Here is a 14,369-nt window from a genome sequence, read left to right as displayed (position 1 = left end):
GGCTTTCACAACCCGGTACGCAATCTCAACGGCTGGCCGCGGCGGGCGAAAGCCTCGGACAGCCGATGCAGGATGAAGCGCCGGCTGTGTTCGGCCACCACCTGCAGGGTTAACCACCCCTGGCTGTGCAGCAGCTCGGCGCGCCCGATGTCGTGGACGTACTGCGCCCGATCCGTGCTGTGGTGTCTGCCCTCGTAATCCAGGCCGATCTTCGGCTCGTCGTATCCCATGTCGACGAATGCGTTGTTGAACCCGTCGCTCACCCGGATCTGTGTCCTGGGCCGCGGCAGCCCGGCATCGATGAGCAGAAGCCGCAGCCAGGTCTCTCTGGGCGATTCGCCGCCGGGGTCCATCAGCTCGAGTGCGAGTGCCGCCCGCCGCAGCCCGCGTGCCCTGCGATAGCGCTCGATCAGACCCCGGACGTCTCGAGCCTGAACACCGGTGGCACGGCTCAACGAATCGAGGTGCCGCACGGCCAGGTCGCGGGGCAGATGCCGGCCGAGGTCCAGAGCCGTTCGCGCCGGGCTGGTCACCAGCATCCCGTCGATGTCGACCAGCTCGTCGGCGTCGATGCGTTCGTTGCGGACGATGATTCCCGCCGGCGGCCGTCCGTTGCGCCAGATCAACTCGATGGGCGTGGTCGCGTCGATCCACCGGGCGCCGTGCAGGGCCGCCGCAGCACGGCCGGCGATCACGCCGTTACGCCGCGACCACAGCCAGGCGCCGACGGAGTTGGCGCGCAATGTCGTTGGCGCATCCTTGGGCAGGTAGACGTCGGGAAAGAGCGCCGAGTAGTTCCACCGCAAGGTGCCGCGACTCAGGCCGCCGGCGAGCGCCTCGGTCCCCTTGAACACCTCGAACATGGGTCGATAGTGGTGAGCGGCACCGACATCTGGGGGCCCGCGCGTCGAGATTGCGCACACGGCTGTGGATAACGTCCGCCAACAGCCCTGCGCGCAATCTCACGGGCCGACGGGCCGAGGGCCGACGGGCCGACGGGCCGACGGGGCGACGGGCCGACGGCTCAGGACCAGCTGGGCAGCCAGATCTGCATGTTCCAGGTGGCGGGCGAGATCGGCACCCCGGTCAGAATCGGATACAGCCAGGCGAAGTTGGTCAACACCAGCGCCACATAGCCCGACACCGCGAGCAGTCCGAGCGCCCAGCGCTCCTCGGTGCGGTTTCTCCCGTCGTTGATGATGTCGACACAGATCAGGGCCAGCAGCATCGCGAGAAACGCCGCCATCGGCACCGCGTAGAAGAAGTACATCTGCCGCCCGATGCCGGCGAACCACGGCAACCACCCCGCGCAGTAGCCCACCAGTGCCGCGGCGTAACGCCAGTCGTGACGCACCAGGCTGCGCCACAACGCGTAGCCCAACACCGGAACGGCCAGCCACCACATGGCCGGCGTGCCCACCAGCATCACCGCCTTGACGCAGGACTGCGCACCGCAGCCGGGCACGTCGTGCTGGTCGATGGCGTAGAGCACCGGGCGCAGCGACATCGGCCACGTCCACGGTTTGGACTCCCACGGGTGGTGGTTGCCTGCGGCGTTGGTCAGCCCGGCATGGAACCGATACGCCTGATAGGTGTAGTGCCACAGCGAGCGCAGCGCATCGGGCACCGGGAACCGGCTCTCGAATCCGATCGACTGGCCGACCTCGTGCCGGTCCACGGCGGTCTCCGAGGCGAACCACGGCGCATACGACGCCAGGTACACCCCGAACGGGATGAGCGCCATCGCGTAGGCGGTGGGGCCCACATCGCGGAGCAGCGTCCCCAGCCACGGCCTCCGCACCCGGTATTGCCGGCGGGCGGCCACGTCGAACGCCAACGACATGGCCCCGAAGAACACCACGAAGTACAGGCCCGACCATTTGGTGGCGCAGGCCAATCCGAGCAGTACCCCGGCGCCGAAGCGCCACCAGCGCACCCCGAGCCGGGGGCCCCAGGGTGTCTCGCCGCAGCGGTCCTCGGTCAGCACGGCGTGCATGCGCATCCGCACCTGGTCGCGGTCGACGATCAGCGCCCCGAACGCGGCCACCACGAAGAACGTCAGGAAGCCGTCCAGCAGCGCCGTGCGCGCCGCGACGAAACTGACCCCGTCGCCCACCAGCAACAGCCCGGCGATCCCGCCGGCCAGCGTCGAGCGGGTCATCCGCCGCACGATCCGCACCAGCAGCAAGATCGTCAGCACCCCGAACAGTGCGCTGGTGAACCGCCAGCCCAGGCCGTTGTAGCCGAACAGCGCCTCGCCGATCGCGATCAGTTGCTTGCCCACCGGCGGGTGCACCACCAGGCCGTAGCCGGGGTTGTCCTCGACGCCGTGGTTGTGCAGCATCTGCCATGCCTGCGGCGCGTAGTGCTTCTCGTCGAAGATCGGAGTGCCGGCGTCGGTCGGCGTGTACAGATTCGTGAATCGGGTGACCGCGGCCAGCAGCGTCACCGCGGCGGTCACGGCCCAGCCCCGGATCCGGTCGGTCGGCCCGAAATCGGCGACCGGCACCAGCAGCCCCGGACTGATCATCGGAACAGTGCGCTCGGGAACGGCCGCGGGTCTGGTGGCGGTCGGAGCGCTCATTCCGACGATCGTAGGCTGTGCGCCATGGCCGAGGGTCGATTGCTGCTGGGTGCCACCCCGCTGGGCCAGCCCGGCGACGCGTCGTCACGGCTGGTCGAAGCGCTGCGCACCGCCGACGTGGTGGCCGCCGAGGACACCCGGCGGGTGCGGACGCTGGCCAAGTCCCTCGACGTGCAGATCACCGGTCGGGTGGTCAGTCTGTTCGACGCCAACGAGGCCACGCGGGTGCCGGCGTTACTGGCCGACATCGAGGCCGGGTCCACCGTGCTGGTGGTCAGCGACGCCGGGATGCCGTTGATCAGCGACCCGGGCTACCGACTGGTGTCCGCGTGCGCCGACGCCGGACTGCCGGTGACCTGCCTGCCGGGCCCGTCGGCGGTGACGACCGCACTGGCGCTGTCCGGGCTGGCCTCCGAGCGGTTCTGCTTCGAAGGCTTCGCGCCCCGCAAACAGGCGGCGCGACGGTCGTGGCTGGCCGGGCTGGCCGATGAGCGGCGCACCTGCGTGTTCTTCGAGTCGCCGCGCCGGCTGGCCGACTGCCTGCGAGACGCGGTCGACGAACTCGGCGGGGACCGCCGCGCGGTGGTCTGTCGGGAGCTGACCAAGACCCATGAAGAGGTGCGGCGCGGGACGCTGGCCGAGCTGGCCGACTGGGCTGCCGACGGGGTGCTGGGGGAGATCACCGTGGTGCTGGCCGGGGCGACGCCGCGGGCCGACCTGGCCGCGCTGGTGGCCGAGGTGAACACGCTGGCCGGTGAGGGCATGCGGGTCAAGGACGCCTGCGCGCAGGTGATCGCCGATGCGTCGGCCGCGGTGTCGCGACGCGAGCTCTATGACGCGGTGCTGCGTTCTCGCCCGGAGTGACCTGCTGCGCCGTTAGGCTTTGCCTAGCTTCCTGGCCAGGGAGGATGCGTATGACGCCGAATGACACGACGGAATCGACTGCGTTGCGGGTTGCGCTGACTGTCGTTGGCCTGCTCTTCGTCGTCGCGTTCTATCCGTTGACCGTGTTCTGGCCTGCGGGCTGGGCCTGGGGCCATGCCGGCGCGGACTCGTCGCACTATCTGGTGATGATCATTGGCATCTACGCCACGCTCGGGGTGTTCCTGTTATTCGCCGCGCGCGATCCGCTGGCCCACCGCAGCCTCATCTGGTTCACGGTGGTCTCCAGCGTCGTGCACGCCGCGATCATGACCGCGCAGGCGATCGGCGACCCGGGCGAGCGCGGTCATCTGGTCGGTGACGTGCCGGCCCTGGTGATCGTGGCGCTGGTGCTGGCACTGCTGATGCCGCGTCGTCGCGCCACCGGCTAGGGCGCCTACGACGCGGTGCTGCGTTCCTGGGACTGGCCGTCGGCGACGATCGGGGCGGCCTTGTGCAGGCACTCCTGCCACTCGGCGTCGACGTCGGAGTCCGCGGTGATTCCGCCGCCGACCCCCAGTACCGCGCCGCCGGCGTCGTCGAACTCCACGGTGCGGATCGCGACGTTGAGTTCACAACCGGCCACCGGTGACGCCAACCCCACCGTTCCGCAGTAGGCGCCGCGGCGCGACAGTTCCCACTCCGAAAGCAACTGGCGGGCACGATGTTTGGGGGTTCCGGTCACCGACGCGGGCGGGAACGTCGCATCCAGCAACTCCGCCATTCCGAGGTGTTCTGGCACCCGGGCTGAGACCGTCGACACCAGATGCCAGACACCCGGGGCGGGTCGCACCGCCAACAGTTCGGGCACCGTGACCGTGCCGGTGACCGCCACGCGGCCCAGGTCGTTGCGGACCAGGTCCACGATCATGATGTTCTCCGCGACGTCCTTGGTCGACGCGCGCAGCGCCGACGGGCGGGCGTACAGCGGCAGGGTGCCCTTGATGGGGCTGGAGTCCACGACCTGACCGCGGCGGCGCAGAAACAGCTCCGGAGACAGGGAGGCCACCGCGCCCCAGCCGCCCGCGACGTAGGCCGCACGCGCCGGCCCGGTGCGGGCCACCGTGTCGGCGAAGAAGTCCAGTGCGGCGCCGGTGACGGTGCCGGTGAAGCGGGTGCACACGCAGGCCTGATAGACCTCACCGGACCGGATGGCCTCCAGGCAGGCCAGCACCGCGGCGCGGTGCGCTTGGCGGTCCGGGTTCTCCCAGTAGATCCGGCAGCCCCGCGCCGGGGCAGGAGTCACCAGCGCCTCGGCCAGCCAGCTCGGCATCGCCGCACCCGACAGGCTTTCGAACCACCACTGGCCGTCGGCCTCGTCCTGGCGTAGCACGCAGTCGCTCCACCCGCCGGCGGCCTCGGGGATGCGGGGGCCCAGACCGTCGGCGCCGGCATCGGGGTAGGACAGATATCCGATCCAGCCGCCGCCCACCGCGCCGGTCGGCGCACCCGCGGCCTGCGGAACCCCGACGTCGAACACCTCACCGGGGCCGACCGGCTCCACGGCCACGCTGGGCGCGATCACCGCACGTGAGCCGAACCACTCGCCGGTCAGTGCGGCCGGCGACGGCAGCCTATGCCGGTCGGTGGCGGCGCCGATCCGACGCAGCACCTCCGGGGCTGCCCCCAAGTCGCCCAGCCGCTCGATCCGCACGGCACTAGCTTGTCAGACGTCTGCACCGCGGGTGATCTCGCGGGCTGCCGCCACCGCCGCCAGCTTGTCCGGGTTGCGCATCGCGTAGAAGTTCGTGATCAGCCCGTCGACGATCTCGATGGTGAACACGCCCTCCAGCCGGTCGGCGCTGTAGAGCAGCACCGCGGGTGAGGAGTTGCAGACGCCCATCTCCACCCGGACGTAGGGCATCTGCGCGCCGTGCCGCAACAGCCCGATGACCACGCGGGCGACCTTTTCGGCGCCGACGACCGGCCGCCGGGCCGCGCTGGCCTTGCCGCCGCCGTCGGCGGTCCACACCACGTCGGGTGCCAGCATCGACAGCACGGTCGTGAGGTCGCCGCCGGCCGCCGCGGTCATGAACTCCGCGGCGACCCGTGTGCTCTCCTCGGGATCTGCCGGGGCGTAGCGCGGTCGCCGGGCCTGGACATGGTTGCGGGCCCGGTGCGCGACTTGGCGAGCCGCGGCCGCGGATTTGCCCACCGCGGCCGCGATCTCGTCGTAGTCGAAACCGAACACCTCGCGCAGCACGAACACCGCCCGCTCCTCGGGGCTCAGCGTCTCCAGCACCACCAGCATGGCCATCGAGACCGATTCGGCCAGCAGGACATCGGCCGAGGGGTCGTGCTCGGTGAGCAGCAGCGGCTCGGGCAGCCACGGGCCGACATACTCCTCGCGGCGCCGCGCACCGGCCCGCAACGCGTTCAGCGACTGACGGGTGACCAGGCTGGCCAGGTACGCCTTGATGTCGTGGACTTCGTCCAGATCCACTTCGGCCCAGCGCAGGTAGCTGTCCTGCAGGACGTCGTCGGATTCTGTTGCCGAGCCCAGGATCTCGTAGGCGATGGTGAACAGCAGTGGCCGCAGTTCGGTGAAGCGTTCGGCATGTTCGCCTGTCACACCGCAGCCCCCCGTTCCGCCTGGTCCTGGGTGATGCGGGCCGCTCGAGTGCTGCCCTTCATCCAACGATACGAGCCCGGCTTGGCCGCCTCATCGCGAATCCACCTGACGGTGTACTTGCAGATCGCCTCCTTGACCACAGCGCCCAGCCGGCCACCGACGAACGCCCGGATCGGGGTGTCATCGCGGCGGGACAGCTGCACGGTCGCCGCATTGCGGCCCACGCTGATGCACTGGGCGGCGAACGCCTGGTCCACCGCGGCCGGTGAGGTGCCGGCGATGCGGGACAACACGGTGTTGGCGGCCTGGGCGCCCAACGGCAGTGCGGCCTGGCAGCTCATCCGCAGCGGCTGGCCCGCGGGCGCCACGGCATCCCCGGCCGCCACAATCCACGGGTTGTCGATGCTGGTTAGGGTCTCGTCGGTGAGCAGCCGGCCCAGCGCGTCGGTGGCCAGTCCACTGGCCGCGGCCAAGTCCGGCACGCCGAAGCCCGCCGTCCACACCGTCACCGCGCTGGGCAGCACGGTGCCGTCGTGCAGCACCAGCGCGTCGGCGCGCACCTCGGCGACGACGGCCGCCTCCCGCACGTCGACACCGAGCTTGCGCAGGGCCTTGGCCACCGAGCGCCGACCCGCCGCGTGCAGGGACGGCCCCAGCATCTCGCCGCAGACCAGGGTCACGTGACGGCCCTGGCCGGCCAGCTCAGAGGCCGCCTCGATTCCGGTCAGTCCACCACCCACCACCGTCACCGGCGCGTCCAGTGGCAGCTCGCCGAGCCGGGTCAGCAGCCGGGAGGCGGACTCGAATTCACTGATGGAGTAGGCGAATTCGGCGGCGCCGGGAACGGCCGGGGTGATCGCCCCGGTGCTGCCCACCGCGTAGAGGAGGTAGTCGTAGCGCAGCACGGTTCCCGACGCCAGTTGGATGCGCCGGTCGGCGGCGTCGATCCGGGTGGCCGAGTCAACCAGCAGCCGTACTCCGTCGCCGAGCAGTTCGAGGTAGTCGACGGTGGCCGTTCCGGTGCCGGCCACATACTGGTGCAGCCGGATCCGCTCGACGAATGCCGGGCGCGGGTTGATCAGGGTGATGTCGACGTCGGGGTGCTGGCGCAGCCGGTTGGCGGCCAGGGTGCCTGCGTAGCCGCCGCCGATGATGGCGACCTGGATGCGTGTCATGAGGTGCTCCTGTCTCTTGGGTTATGCCCTCAAGACACCGCGCGACGCCCGGATGTGACAGCCTGTGGCCCAGATCACTGGTCCAGCCCCCCTGGCGAGCAGACGCGAAAGCCCCCTTTTCGGGCCCGAAAAGGGGGCTTTCGCGTCTGCTCGCGGGGAGAAACGGGGGAGAAACGGGGGAGAACAGGGCGGTCAGGGCTGGTAGCGCGGGAACACCCCGGACGGTGCCGGCAGCGTCAGGCCCGGCGCCAGGCGCTCGGGCACCGCGGTGAACATCCGCTGCTCGCTGGTCTGGCCCAGCAGGTCCAGCAGTTTGCCCGCCGATTCCGGCATCACCGGCTGCACCAGCAGCGCCGCGATCCGCACCGCCTCCAGGGTGGTGTACAAAACCGTGCCGAAGCGGGCCTGATCGGCCGCCGACTCGCTCTTGGCCAGCTTCCACGGCTCGTTGGCCGAGAAGTACCGGTTGGCCGCGCCCAGCATCTGCCAGATGGCCTCTAGGCCCAGGTGCATGGCCTGGGTGCGAAATGCCGCCCGCATCTTGTCCAGCAGCGCGTCGGCCAGCGCCAGCAGTTCCTCGTCGTCCGCGCCCTGCGCCGTCGGCGCGGGCACCACCCCGTCGAGGTTCTTGGCCACCATCGACAGCGAGCGCTGCGCCAGGTTGCCCAGCTCGTTGGCGAGGTCGGCGTTGATGCGGCCGATCATCGCCTCGTCGGAGATGGAGCCGTCCTGCCCGAAGGGGATCTCGCGCAGCAGGAAGTAGCGCACCTGATCGACGCCGTACTTGTCGACGAACTCGACCGGGTCGATCACGTTGCCCACCGACTTGCTCATCTTCTCGCCGCTGTTGAGCAGGAAGCCGTGCGCAAAAACCCTGCGCGGCAACTCGACTCCTGCCGACATCAGAAATGCCGGCCAATACACGGTGTGGAACCGGATGATGTCCTTGCCGATCATGTGCAGATCGGCCGGCCAGTACCGGCGGAAGGTCTCCGAGTCGGTGTCGGGATAGCCGACCCCGGTCAGGTAGTTGGTCAGCGCGTCCACCCAGACGTACATGACGTGGTCGGGATGCCCGGGCACCGGCACGCCCCAGTCGAACGAGGTGCGCGAGATCGACAGGTCCCGCAGGCCGCCGGAGACGAAGCTGATCACCTCGTTGCGGCGCACGTCGGGGGCGATGAAGTCCGGGTTGGCCTCGTAGTGCGCCAGCAGCCGGTCGGCGTAGGCCGACAGCCGGAAGAAGTAGGTCTGCTCCTCGGTCCAGGTGACCGGCGCCCCGGTCTCGTTGGCCACCCGGGACCCGTCTGCGTTCAGCGTGGTCTCGCCCTCGGTGAAGAACCGCTCGTCGCGCACCGAGTACCAGCCGGAGTAGGCGTCTAAATAGATGTCGCCGGCGTCGACCATGCGCTGCCAGATCGCCTTGGAGGCCTCCAGGTGGTCGGCATCGGTGGTGCGGATGAACCGGTCGAAGGAGATGTTGAGCTTGCGCTGCAGACGCTCGAACACATCGGAATTGCGCCGCGCCAGCTCCGCGGTCGGGATGCCCTCGGCGGCGGCGGTCTCGGCCATCTTCAGCCCGTGCTCGTCGGTGCCCGTCAGGTAGCGCACGTCGAATCCGTCGAGCCGGTGGAACCGGGCGATCGCGTCGGTGGCGATGTACTCGTAGGCGTGGCCGATGTGCGGGTCACCGTTGGGATAGGTGATCGCAGTGGTGACGTAGAAAGGCTTCATCACCGACCACCCTATTGTGTGCGGGTGAGCTCGAAACGATCAGGCAAATCTCCACCGCCGGCACCGGAGCCGCTGAGCCCGCTGGTCGACGCACACACGCACCTGGACGCCTGCGGCGCCGCCGACGCTGCGTCGTTGCGCGCCATCATGGACCGGGCCGCCGCGGTCGGGGTGCAGGCGGCGGTGACGGTCGCCGACGACCTGGAGTCGGCGCGCTGGGTGACCCAGGCCGCCGACGCCGACGACCGGGTCTACGCCGCCGTGGCCTTGCATCCCACCCGGGCCGACACCCTGACCGACGCGGCCCGCTCCGAGATCGAGGCGCTGGCCGCCCATCAACGCGTGGTGGCGATCGGGGAGACCGGAATGGACCTCTACTGGCCCGGGCGCCTGGAGGGCTGTCCGGATCCCCAGGTCCAGCGCGAGGCCTTCGCCTGGCATATCGACTTGGCCAAACGCACCGGCAAACCACTGATGATCCACAACCGTGACGCCGACGCCGCCGTGCTCGACGTGCTGCGCGCCGAGGGCGCTCCCGAGACAGTGATCTTCCACTGTTTCTCGTCTGGACCGGCGATGGCTCACACCTGCATCGACGCCGGGTGGATCTTGAGCCTGTCCGGCACGGTCAGCTTCAAAAATGCCCATGACCTGCGGGAAGCGGCAGCATTGATTCCGGACGGGCAGTTGCTGGTGGAGACCGACGCGCCGTTTTTGACTCCGCATCCGTACCGCGGTGCACCGAACGAGCCCTACTGTCTGCCATACACTGTCAGAGCGTTGGCCGAGCTGCTGGGAACTTCGGCGGCTGAGCTGGCGGACGTCACGAACCGCAATGCCCGGCGGGTGTACGGGCTGGGCTGAGGGTCGAGCAGGTCACATTTGGTTGCCGACCCCAGTGGAGTTCGTTACCGTTCCGTTATCGAACTTGGGCATCGCGCAGGCCCCCATCCCCGTTTTGTGAGGTTTTTGTTTTGAACGCTTTGACCAGGCTGCATCAGGCGCCCTCGCCGATGCTGCGGCTTCTGGTCGGCGCTTTACTGCTGGTGCTGACCTTCGCCGGCGGCTTTGCCGTCGCCAGCGTCAAGACCGTGACGCTGGATGTCGATGGAAGCCCGATCACCGTCACGACCATGCGCTCCCGGGTGATCGACGTCATCGCCGAGAACGGTTTCAACCTCGGTGAGCGCGACGACGTGAGCCCCGCCCGCAACGCGCACGTGCACGACTCCGACACGATCATGGTCCGCCGCGGCCGCCCGCTGCAGGTGTCCCTGGACGGTCGTGAGCCCCAGCAGGTCTGGACCACGGCGCTCTCGGTGGACGAGGCGCTGGCCCAGCTGTCGATGACCGACACCGCCCCCGCCGCGGCGTCGCGCGGCAGCCGGGTCCCGCTGGCCGGCATGGCGCTGCCGGTCGTCAGCGCCAAGAACGTCACGATCGACGACGGCGGGATGGTGCGCACGGTGCACCTGGCTGCGCCGAATGTCGGCGAACTGCTGGCCGCCGACGGCGCCCCGCTGGAACAGGCCGACAAGGTCATCCCGCCGGCATCGACGCCGGTCACCGAAGGCATGGCGATCCAGGTGACGCGGATCCGCGTCAAGCAGGTCACCGAGCGGGTGCCGCTTCCGCCGCCCGCCCGGCGCATCGAAGACCCGGAGATGAACATCAGCCGTCAGGTGGTCGAGGACCCGGGCACCCCCGGCACCCAGGATGTGACCTACTCGGTGGCCACCATCAACGGCGCCGAGACGGGCCGTCTGCCGGTCGCCAACACCGTGGTGACCCCGGCGCGCGAGTCGGTGCTGCGGGTCGGCGCCAAACCCGGCACCGAGGTCCCCCCGTCGATTTACGGAGCGGTCTGGGACCGCATCGCCAACTGCGAGTCGCACGGAAACTGGTCGATCAACACCGGCAACGGCTTCTACGGTGGTGTGCAGTTCGACTACGGCACCTGGATCGCCAACGGCGGACTGAAATACGCGCCGCGCGCGGACATGGCCACCCGTGAAGAGCAGATCGCGATCGCCGAGGTCACCCAGGCCCGCCAGGGCTGGGGCGCCTGGCCGGTGTGCAGCGGGAGGCGCTGACCATCGGGCTTCTCGGGGCCGGTGACATCAGAGCCCTGGCAAACGAACTCGACCTGCGGCCCCGCAAATCGTTGGGGCAGAACTTCGTTCACGACGCGAACACAGTGCGCCGCATTGTCGACGGCGCCGGTGTCACCGCTGACGATCACGTCCTTGAGGTCGGTCCTGGACTGGGCTCGTTGACCCTGGCGCTGCTCGAGCAGGGCCCCACGGTGATCGCCGTCGAGAAGGATCCGGTGCTGGCTGCCCGGCTGCCGCAGACCGTCGCCGAACACGCACCCGCTGAGGCGGCCCGGCTGGAGGTGATCGGCCGCGACGTCTTGACCCTGCGTCGTGACGAGGTGGCGACCGCGCCGACGGCGGTGGTGGCGAATCTGCCCTACAACGTGGCGGTTCCGGCGTTACTGCATCTGCTGTCGGAGTTCGACTCCATCCGCACCGTGACGGTCATGGTGCAGTTGGAGGTGGCCGAGCGACTGGCCGCCGAGCCGGGCGGCAAAGACTACGGAGTGCCCAGCGCCAAGGCGCGCTTCTTCGGTACGGTGCGCCGCTGCGGAACCGTGCCGCCGAGTGTGTTCTGGCCCGTACCGCGGGTGAATTCCGGGCTGGTGCGCATCGACCGGTACGACACCGCTCCATGGCCCGTCGACGGCGCCTTTCGCCGTCAGGTCTTCACCGCGATCGACGTCGCGTTTGCCCAGCGCCGCAAGACCGTTCGCAACGCGTTCGCCGACTGGGCGGGATCGGGCACCCGGTCTGCCGAGCTGTTGGAGGCGGCGGGCATCGATCCGATGAGTCGCGGCGAGACGCTGGCGATCGCCGACTTCGTTCGCCTGGTTCAGATCTCGGCCGGCCCGGGGTGCGACAGCAGCGCACGGGACAACTCCGAGGCGAAGTCGGCGCAGGACTCGTAGCGGCGCGCCGGAAATTTCGCCAGCGCACGTTGCACCACCACATCGGCTGCCCGCGCCGCCGGACCGAGCGTGTCCGACATGGGCGGCGGTAACAGCCGCAGGTGCGCATCGGCGAGATCGGCGGCGCTGCGGGCGGGAAACGGCGGTGCTCCGGTGAGCAGTTCCACCGCCGTGCAGGCCAGGGCGTACTCGTCGCTGGCCGCCGTAGGGGCCTTGCCCCGCAAGATCTCCGGCGCGGTGTAGGGCAGCGAGACTTCGGGGTTTCCGGAATGGCGGTGCCAGACGTCTTCGACGACGGCGTGGGCCGCCCCGAAGTCGGTCAGCACCGCCCCGGCCCGGTCGAAGTCTGCGTGGATGAGGATGTTGGCGGGCTTGACGTCACTGTGGACAATGCCGCGGCGGTGCGCGTAGTCGAGCGCGTCGGCGATCTGGGTCAGGGCGGCCAACCGGTCTCCGAGCGTCCGCAGGTCGGTCGCTTTGCCGCCGTCGATGTATTGCATCGCCAGCCAGAACGGCCCGTGCCGGTACACCGCGACGATGTGGGGGTGCTGGAGAGCCCTGGCGAACTCGAATTCCCGGGCGAGCCGGTCCTGCTCGGCGGGGGAGCGGTGCGCCTCGTCGAGGACTTTCAGCGCCACGGCCCGCTCGGGTCGGCTGGGGTGATGAGCCCGGTAGACGCACGCGTGCCCGCCGCGCCCGACCTCGTAGTCGATCAGGTAGCCGCCGTGGCCGACGCCGGCTGAAGTCATAGGCCCCAGGCTATGGCGCGGCGACCCGGCCGCGGCGCGGTTGGGAGTCCCACGGCGCAAAACTGAGAAAAACATGATCGCATCGCTATAAATCGATGACATTTCATAGGTGCGGAGTAATAATCGACGCGAGAAAAACCGCACCGGGAGGTCGTCATGACAACGCTGTCCCATCGCAACCTGCGTTCGGCCGCCGCGGTACCTCTGACCCTGGCCGCGATCGCCGCACTCGGCGTCGCCCCGGTGGTGGCCCCCGACCTGACCGCGACCGCCAGGACGGTGGTGGCCCAGACGACGCTGCTGGACACCGAATCGTGGATCATGGGCGGCAGCGGGCTGCCGATCCCGTCTGCGCAGTATCTGGCCGCGGTCACCGATCGCTTTCTCGACCCCGCTGTCCCCAAGTTTCCAGGCCAGCCGACCTTCCCGGTGGACGCCACCAACCCGTTGTTCACCCCCGAGGGGCTGTACCCGCTCACCGGCGTGAAGTCGCTGCCGCTGGACACCTCGCTGCAGCAGGGCTCCACCATCCTCTACCAGAAGATCCTGGAAGAGATCGGCAATGGCAATGACCTTGTCGTACTGGGCTATTCGCAGAGCGGCGTCATCAACGGACTGGTGATGGACCAGCTGCTGGCTCTGCCCGAGGACCAACGCCCGACCTCCGACGAATTGTCCTTCGTGACGCTGGGCAGCCCGGCCAACCCCAACGGCGGCCTGCTGTCCCGATTCGACGTGCCCGGGGTTCCGCTGAGCCTGGCCGCCCTCGGCGTCACGTTCAGCGGGGGAGCCCCGTCCGACACGCCTTGGGAGACCGCCAATTACATCCAGGAGTACGACGGCTTCGCCGACTTCCCGAAGTACCCGCTGAACTTCTTGGCCGACCTGAATGCCTTCCTGGGCATCATGTTCATCCACGGCACCTACCCCAGGCTCACCGACGAGCAGCTGGCGAGCGCCATCGAGCTCTCGGTCTCCGAGGGCTACACCGGCAGCAACCAGTACTTCATGATCCCCACCGAGAACTTGCCGCTACTGCAGTTGTTGCGCGGCAACGCATTCGGCGACGCGTTCGCCGACCTGCTGCAGCCCGTCCTGCGGGTACTGGTCAACCTCGGCTACGGCAGTATCGAAAACGGTTGGGACCAGGGTCCGGCGGACATCTCCACGCCGTTCGGTCTGTTCCCCGACGTCAACCCGCTCGACGTGCTCACCGCCCTGGCGAACGGCGCCCAGCAGGGTTGGAACGACTTCATCGCCGCCCTGCAGGACATCGGTTCCAGCGACGTAACCGAGCTGTTCGACCTGGGCGGCGGCCCCGCGGACTTCTCGCTGCCGAGCCTGATGGACGTCGTCAACACGGTCAGCGGTGCCGCCTCGACCTTGTACGCGACACTGCTGCCGACTGCCGACATCATCAACTCGCTGCTCACCACGCTGCCGGCCTACAACCTGAGCCTGTTCTTCAACGAACTCCTGGACGGCGACCTGCTGGGCGCTATCGGGATGCCGCTGGCCGCCACCACCGGCCTGGTCACCATGGCCGCCGGGTTCGAGGCGGAGGTCTTGATCAACGCCTTCAGCGACATCGCTGCGGACTTCTCCGATCTGTTCTCCTGATCGGCGG

At 69.1% G+C, this 14,369-nt stretch carries 13 protein-coding genes; 6 read left to right on the top strand and 7 right to left on the bottom strand.

Features of this window, described 5'->3' with window-relative positions:
- Positions 1 to 5: 5 nt before the first annotated feature.
- A complete protein-coding gene (locus AWC18_RS02770; protein ID WP_085137493.1) occupies positions 6 to 863 on the bottom strand; it encodes a putative endonuclease domain-containing protein in 858 nt (285 codons plus the stop codon).
- Between the two features lie 161 nt (positions 864 to 1,024).
- Positions 1,025 to 2,584, bottom strand: coding sequence for a dolichyl-phosphate-mannose--protein mannosyltransferase (locus AWC18_RS02765; RefSeq protein WP_085137491.1), 1,560 nt, complete (start codon positions 2,582 to 2,584; stop codon positions 1,025 to 1,027).
- A gap of 24 nt (positions 2,585 to 2,608) precedes the next feature.
- Here AWC18_RS02765 and rsmI point away from each other — a divergent pair, with 24 nt between their 5' ends.
- Together rsmI and AWC18_RS02755 are read left to right on the top strand one after the other, a co-directional pair.
- Positions 2,609 to 3,448 (top strand): 16S rRNA (cytidine(1402)-2'-O)-methyltransferase, encoded by an 840-nt coding sequence (gene rsmI, locus AWC18_RS02760; protein ID WP_064996933.1) that lies wholly within the window; start codon positions 2,609 to 2,611, stop codon positions 3,446 to 3,448.
- A 50-nt stretch (positions 3,449 to 3,498) separates the two neighbouring features.
- Positions 3,499 to 3,897 (top strand): DUF6632 domain-containing protein, encoded by a 399-nt coding sequence (locus AWC18_RS02755; RefSeq protein WP_064996934.1) that lies wholly within the window; start codon positions 3,499 to 3,501, stop codon positions 3,895 to 3,897.
- Between the two features lie 5 nt (positions 3,898 to 3,902).
- On the opposite strand, the gene AWC18_RS02750 is transcribed toward AWC18_RS02755, so the two are convergent.
- The 4 genes from AWC18_RS02750 to metG all read right to left on the bottom strand — a co-directional run bounded on the left by AWC18_RS02750 (position 3,903) and on the right by metG (position 8,986).
- Entirely contained in the window at positions 3,903 to 5,159 is a 1,257-nt protein-coding gene (locus tag AWC18_RS02750) for an aminodeoxychorismate synthase component I (RefSeq protein WP_085137488.1), read from the bottom strand.
- 12 nt (positions 5,160 to 5,171) lie between these two features.
- Positions 5,172 to 6,077 carry an RNA polymerase sigma-70 factor gene (locus AWC18_RS02745; RefSeq protein WP_085137486.1) on the bottom strand — a complete coding sequence of 302 codons (906 nt, stop codon included), beginning with the start codon at positions 6,075 to 6,077 and terminating at the stop codon, positions 5,172 to 5,174.
- On the bottom strand, positions 6,074 to 7,252 hold the full coding sequence (locus AWC18_RS02740; RefSeq protein ID WP_085137484.1) for an NAD(P)/FAD-dependent oxidoreductase: 1,179 nt from the start codon (positions 7,250 to 7,252) through the stop codon (positions 6,074 to 6,076). Before AWC18_RS02740 ends, AWC18_RS02745 begins: the two co-directional genes overlap by 4 nt.
- Positions 7,253 to 7,444: 192 nt before the next feature.
- Positions 7,445 to 8,986 (bottom strand): methionine--tRNA ligase, encoded by a 1,542-nt coding sequence (metG, locus tag AWC18_RS02735; protein ID WP_085137482.1) that lies wholly within the window; start codon positions 8,984 to 8,986, stop codon positions 7,445 to 7,447.
- Between the two features lie 18 nt (positions 8,987 to 9,004).
- Here metG and AWC18_RS02730 point away from each other — a divergent pair, with 18 nt between their 5' ends.
- The 3 genes from AWC18_RS02730 to rsmA all read left to right on the top strand — a co-directional run bounded on the left by AWC18_RS02730 (position 9,005) and on the right by rsmA (position 11,993).
- Complete coding sequence (locus AWC18_RS02730) at positions 9,005 to 9,850, top strand: TatD family hydrolase (RefSeq protein ID WP_208858310.1); 846 nt, start codon at positions 9,005 to 9,007, stop codon at positions 9,848 to 9,850.
- A 110-nt stretch (positions 9,851 to 9,960) separates the two neighbouring features.
- A complete protein-coding gene (locus AWC18_RS02725) occupies positions 9,961 to 11,079 on the top strand; it encodes a resuscitation-promoting factor (protein WP_085137478.1) in 1,119 nt (372 codons plus the stop codon).
- Complete coding sequence (gene rsmA / locus AWC18_RS02720; RefSeq protein ID WP_234806406.1) at positions 11,061 to 11,993, top strand: 16S rRNA (adenine(1518)-N(6)/adenine(1519)-N(6))-dimethyltransferase RsmA; 933 nt, start codon at positions 11,061 to 11,063, stop codon at positions 11,991 to 11,993. The genes AWC18_RS02725 and rsmA overlap by 19 nt, the downstream gene beginning before the upstream one ends.
- Here rsmA and AWC18_RS02715 read toward each other — a convergent pair.
- Complete coding sequence (locus AWC18_RS02715) at positions 11,918 to 12,742, bottom strand: serine/threonine-protein kinase (RefSeq protein WP_085137474.1); 825 nt, start codon at positions 12,740 to 12,742, stop codon at positions 11,918 to 11,920. The genes rsmA and AWC18_RS02715 overlap by 76 nt on opposite strands.
- Positions 12,743 to 12,898: 156 nt before the next feature.
- Here AWC18_RS02715 and AWC18_RS02710 point away from each other — a divergent pair, with 156 nt between their 5' ends.
- On the top strand, positions 12,899 to 14,362 hold the full coding sequence (locus AWC18_RS02710; protein WP_064997159.1) for a PE-PPE domain-containing protein: 1,464 nt from the start codon (positions 12,899 to 12,901) through the stop codon (positions 14,360 to 14,362).
- Positions 14,363 to 14,369 lie beyond the last annotated feature (7 nt).

Source organism: Mycolicibacter nonchromogenicus (assembly GCF_002101775.1).
Lineage (GTDB): Bacteria > Actinomycetota > Actinomycetes > Mycobacteriales > Mycobacteriaceae > Mycobacterium > Mycobacterium nonchromogenicum.
This window is presented reverse-complemented; position numbering and strand designations above follow the sequence as displayed.

Excerpts from the sequence above, each read along its gene's own strand:
- rsmI (WP_064996933.1), top strand. The coding sequence starts at position 2,609 with ATGGCCGAGGGTCGATTGCTGCTGGGTGCCACCCCGCTGGGCCAGCCC.
- AWC18_RS02755 (WP_064996934.1), top strand. The coding sequence starts at position 3,499 with ATGACGCCGAATGACACGACGGAATCGACTGCGTTGCGGGTTGCGCTG.
- AWC18_RS02715 (WP_085137474.1), bottom strand. The coding sequence starts at position 12,742 with ATGACTTCAGCCGGCGTCGGCCACGGCGGCTACCTGATCGACTACGAG.
- AWC18_RS02770 (WP_085137493.1), bottom strand. The coding sequence starts at position 863 with ATGTTCGAGGTGTTCAAGGGGACCGAGGCGCTCGCCGGCGGCCTGAGT.
- AWC18_RS02710 (WP_064997159.1), top strand. The coding sequence starts at position 12,899 with ATGACAACGCTGTCCCATCGCAACCTGCGTTCGGCCGCCGCGGTACCT.
- AWC18_RS02765 (WP_085137491.1), bottom strand. The coding sequence starts at position 2,584 with ATGAGCGCTCCGACCGCCACCAGACCCGCGGCCGTTCCCGAGCGCACT.
- metG (WP_085137482.1), bottom strand. The coding sequence starts at position 8,986 with ATGAAGCCTTTCTACGTCACCACTGCGATCACCTATCCCAACGGTGAC.
- AWC18_RS02740 (WP_085137484.1), bottom strand. The coding sequence starts at position 7,252 with ATGACACGCATCCAGGTCGCCATCATCGGCGGCGGCTACGCAGGCACC.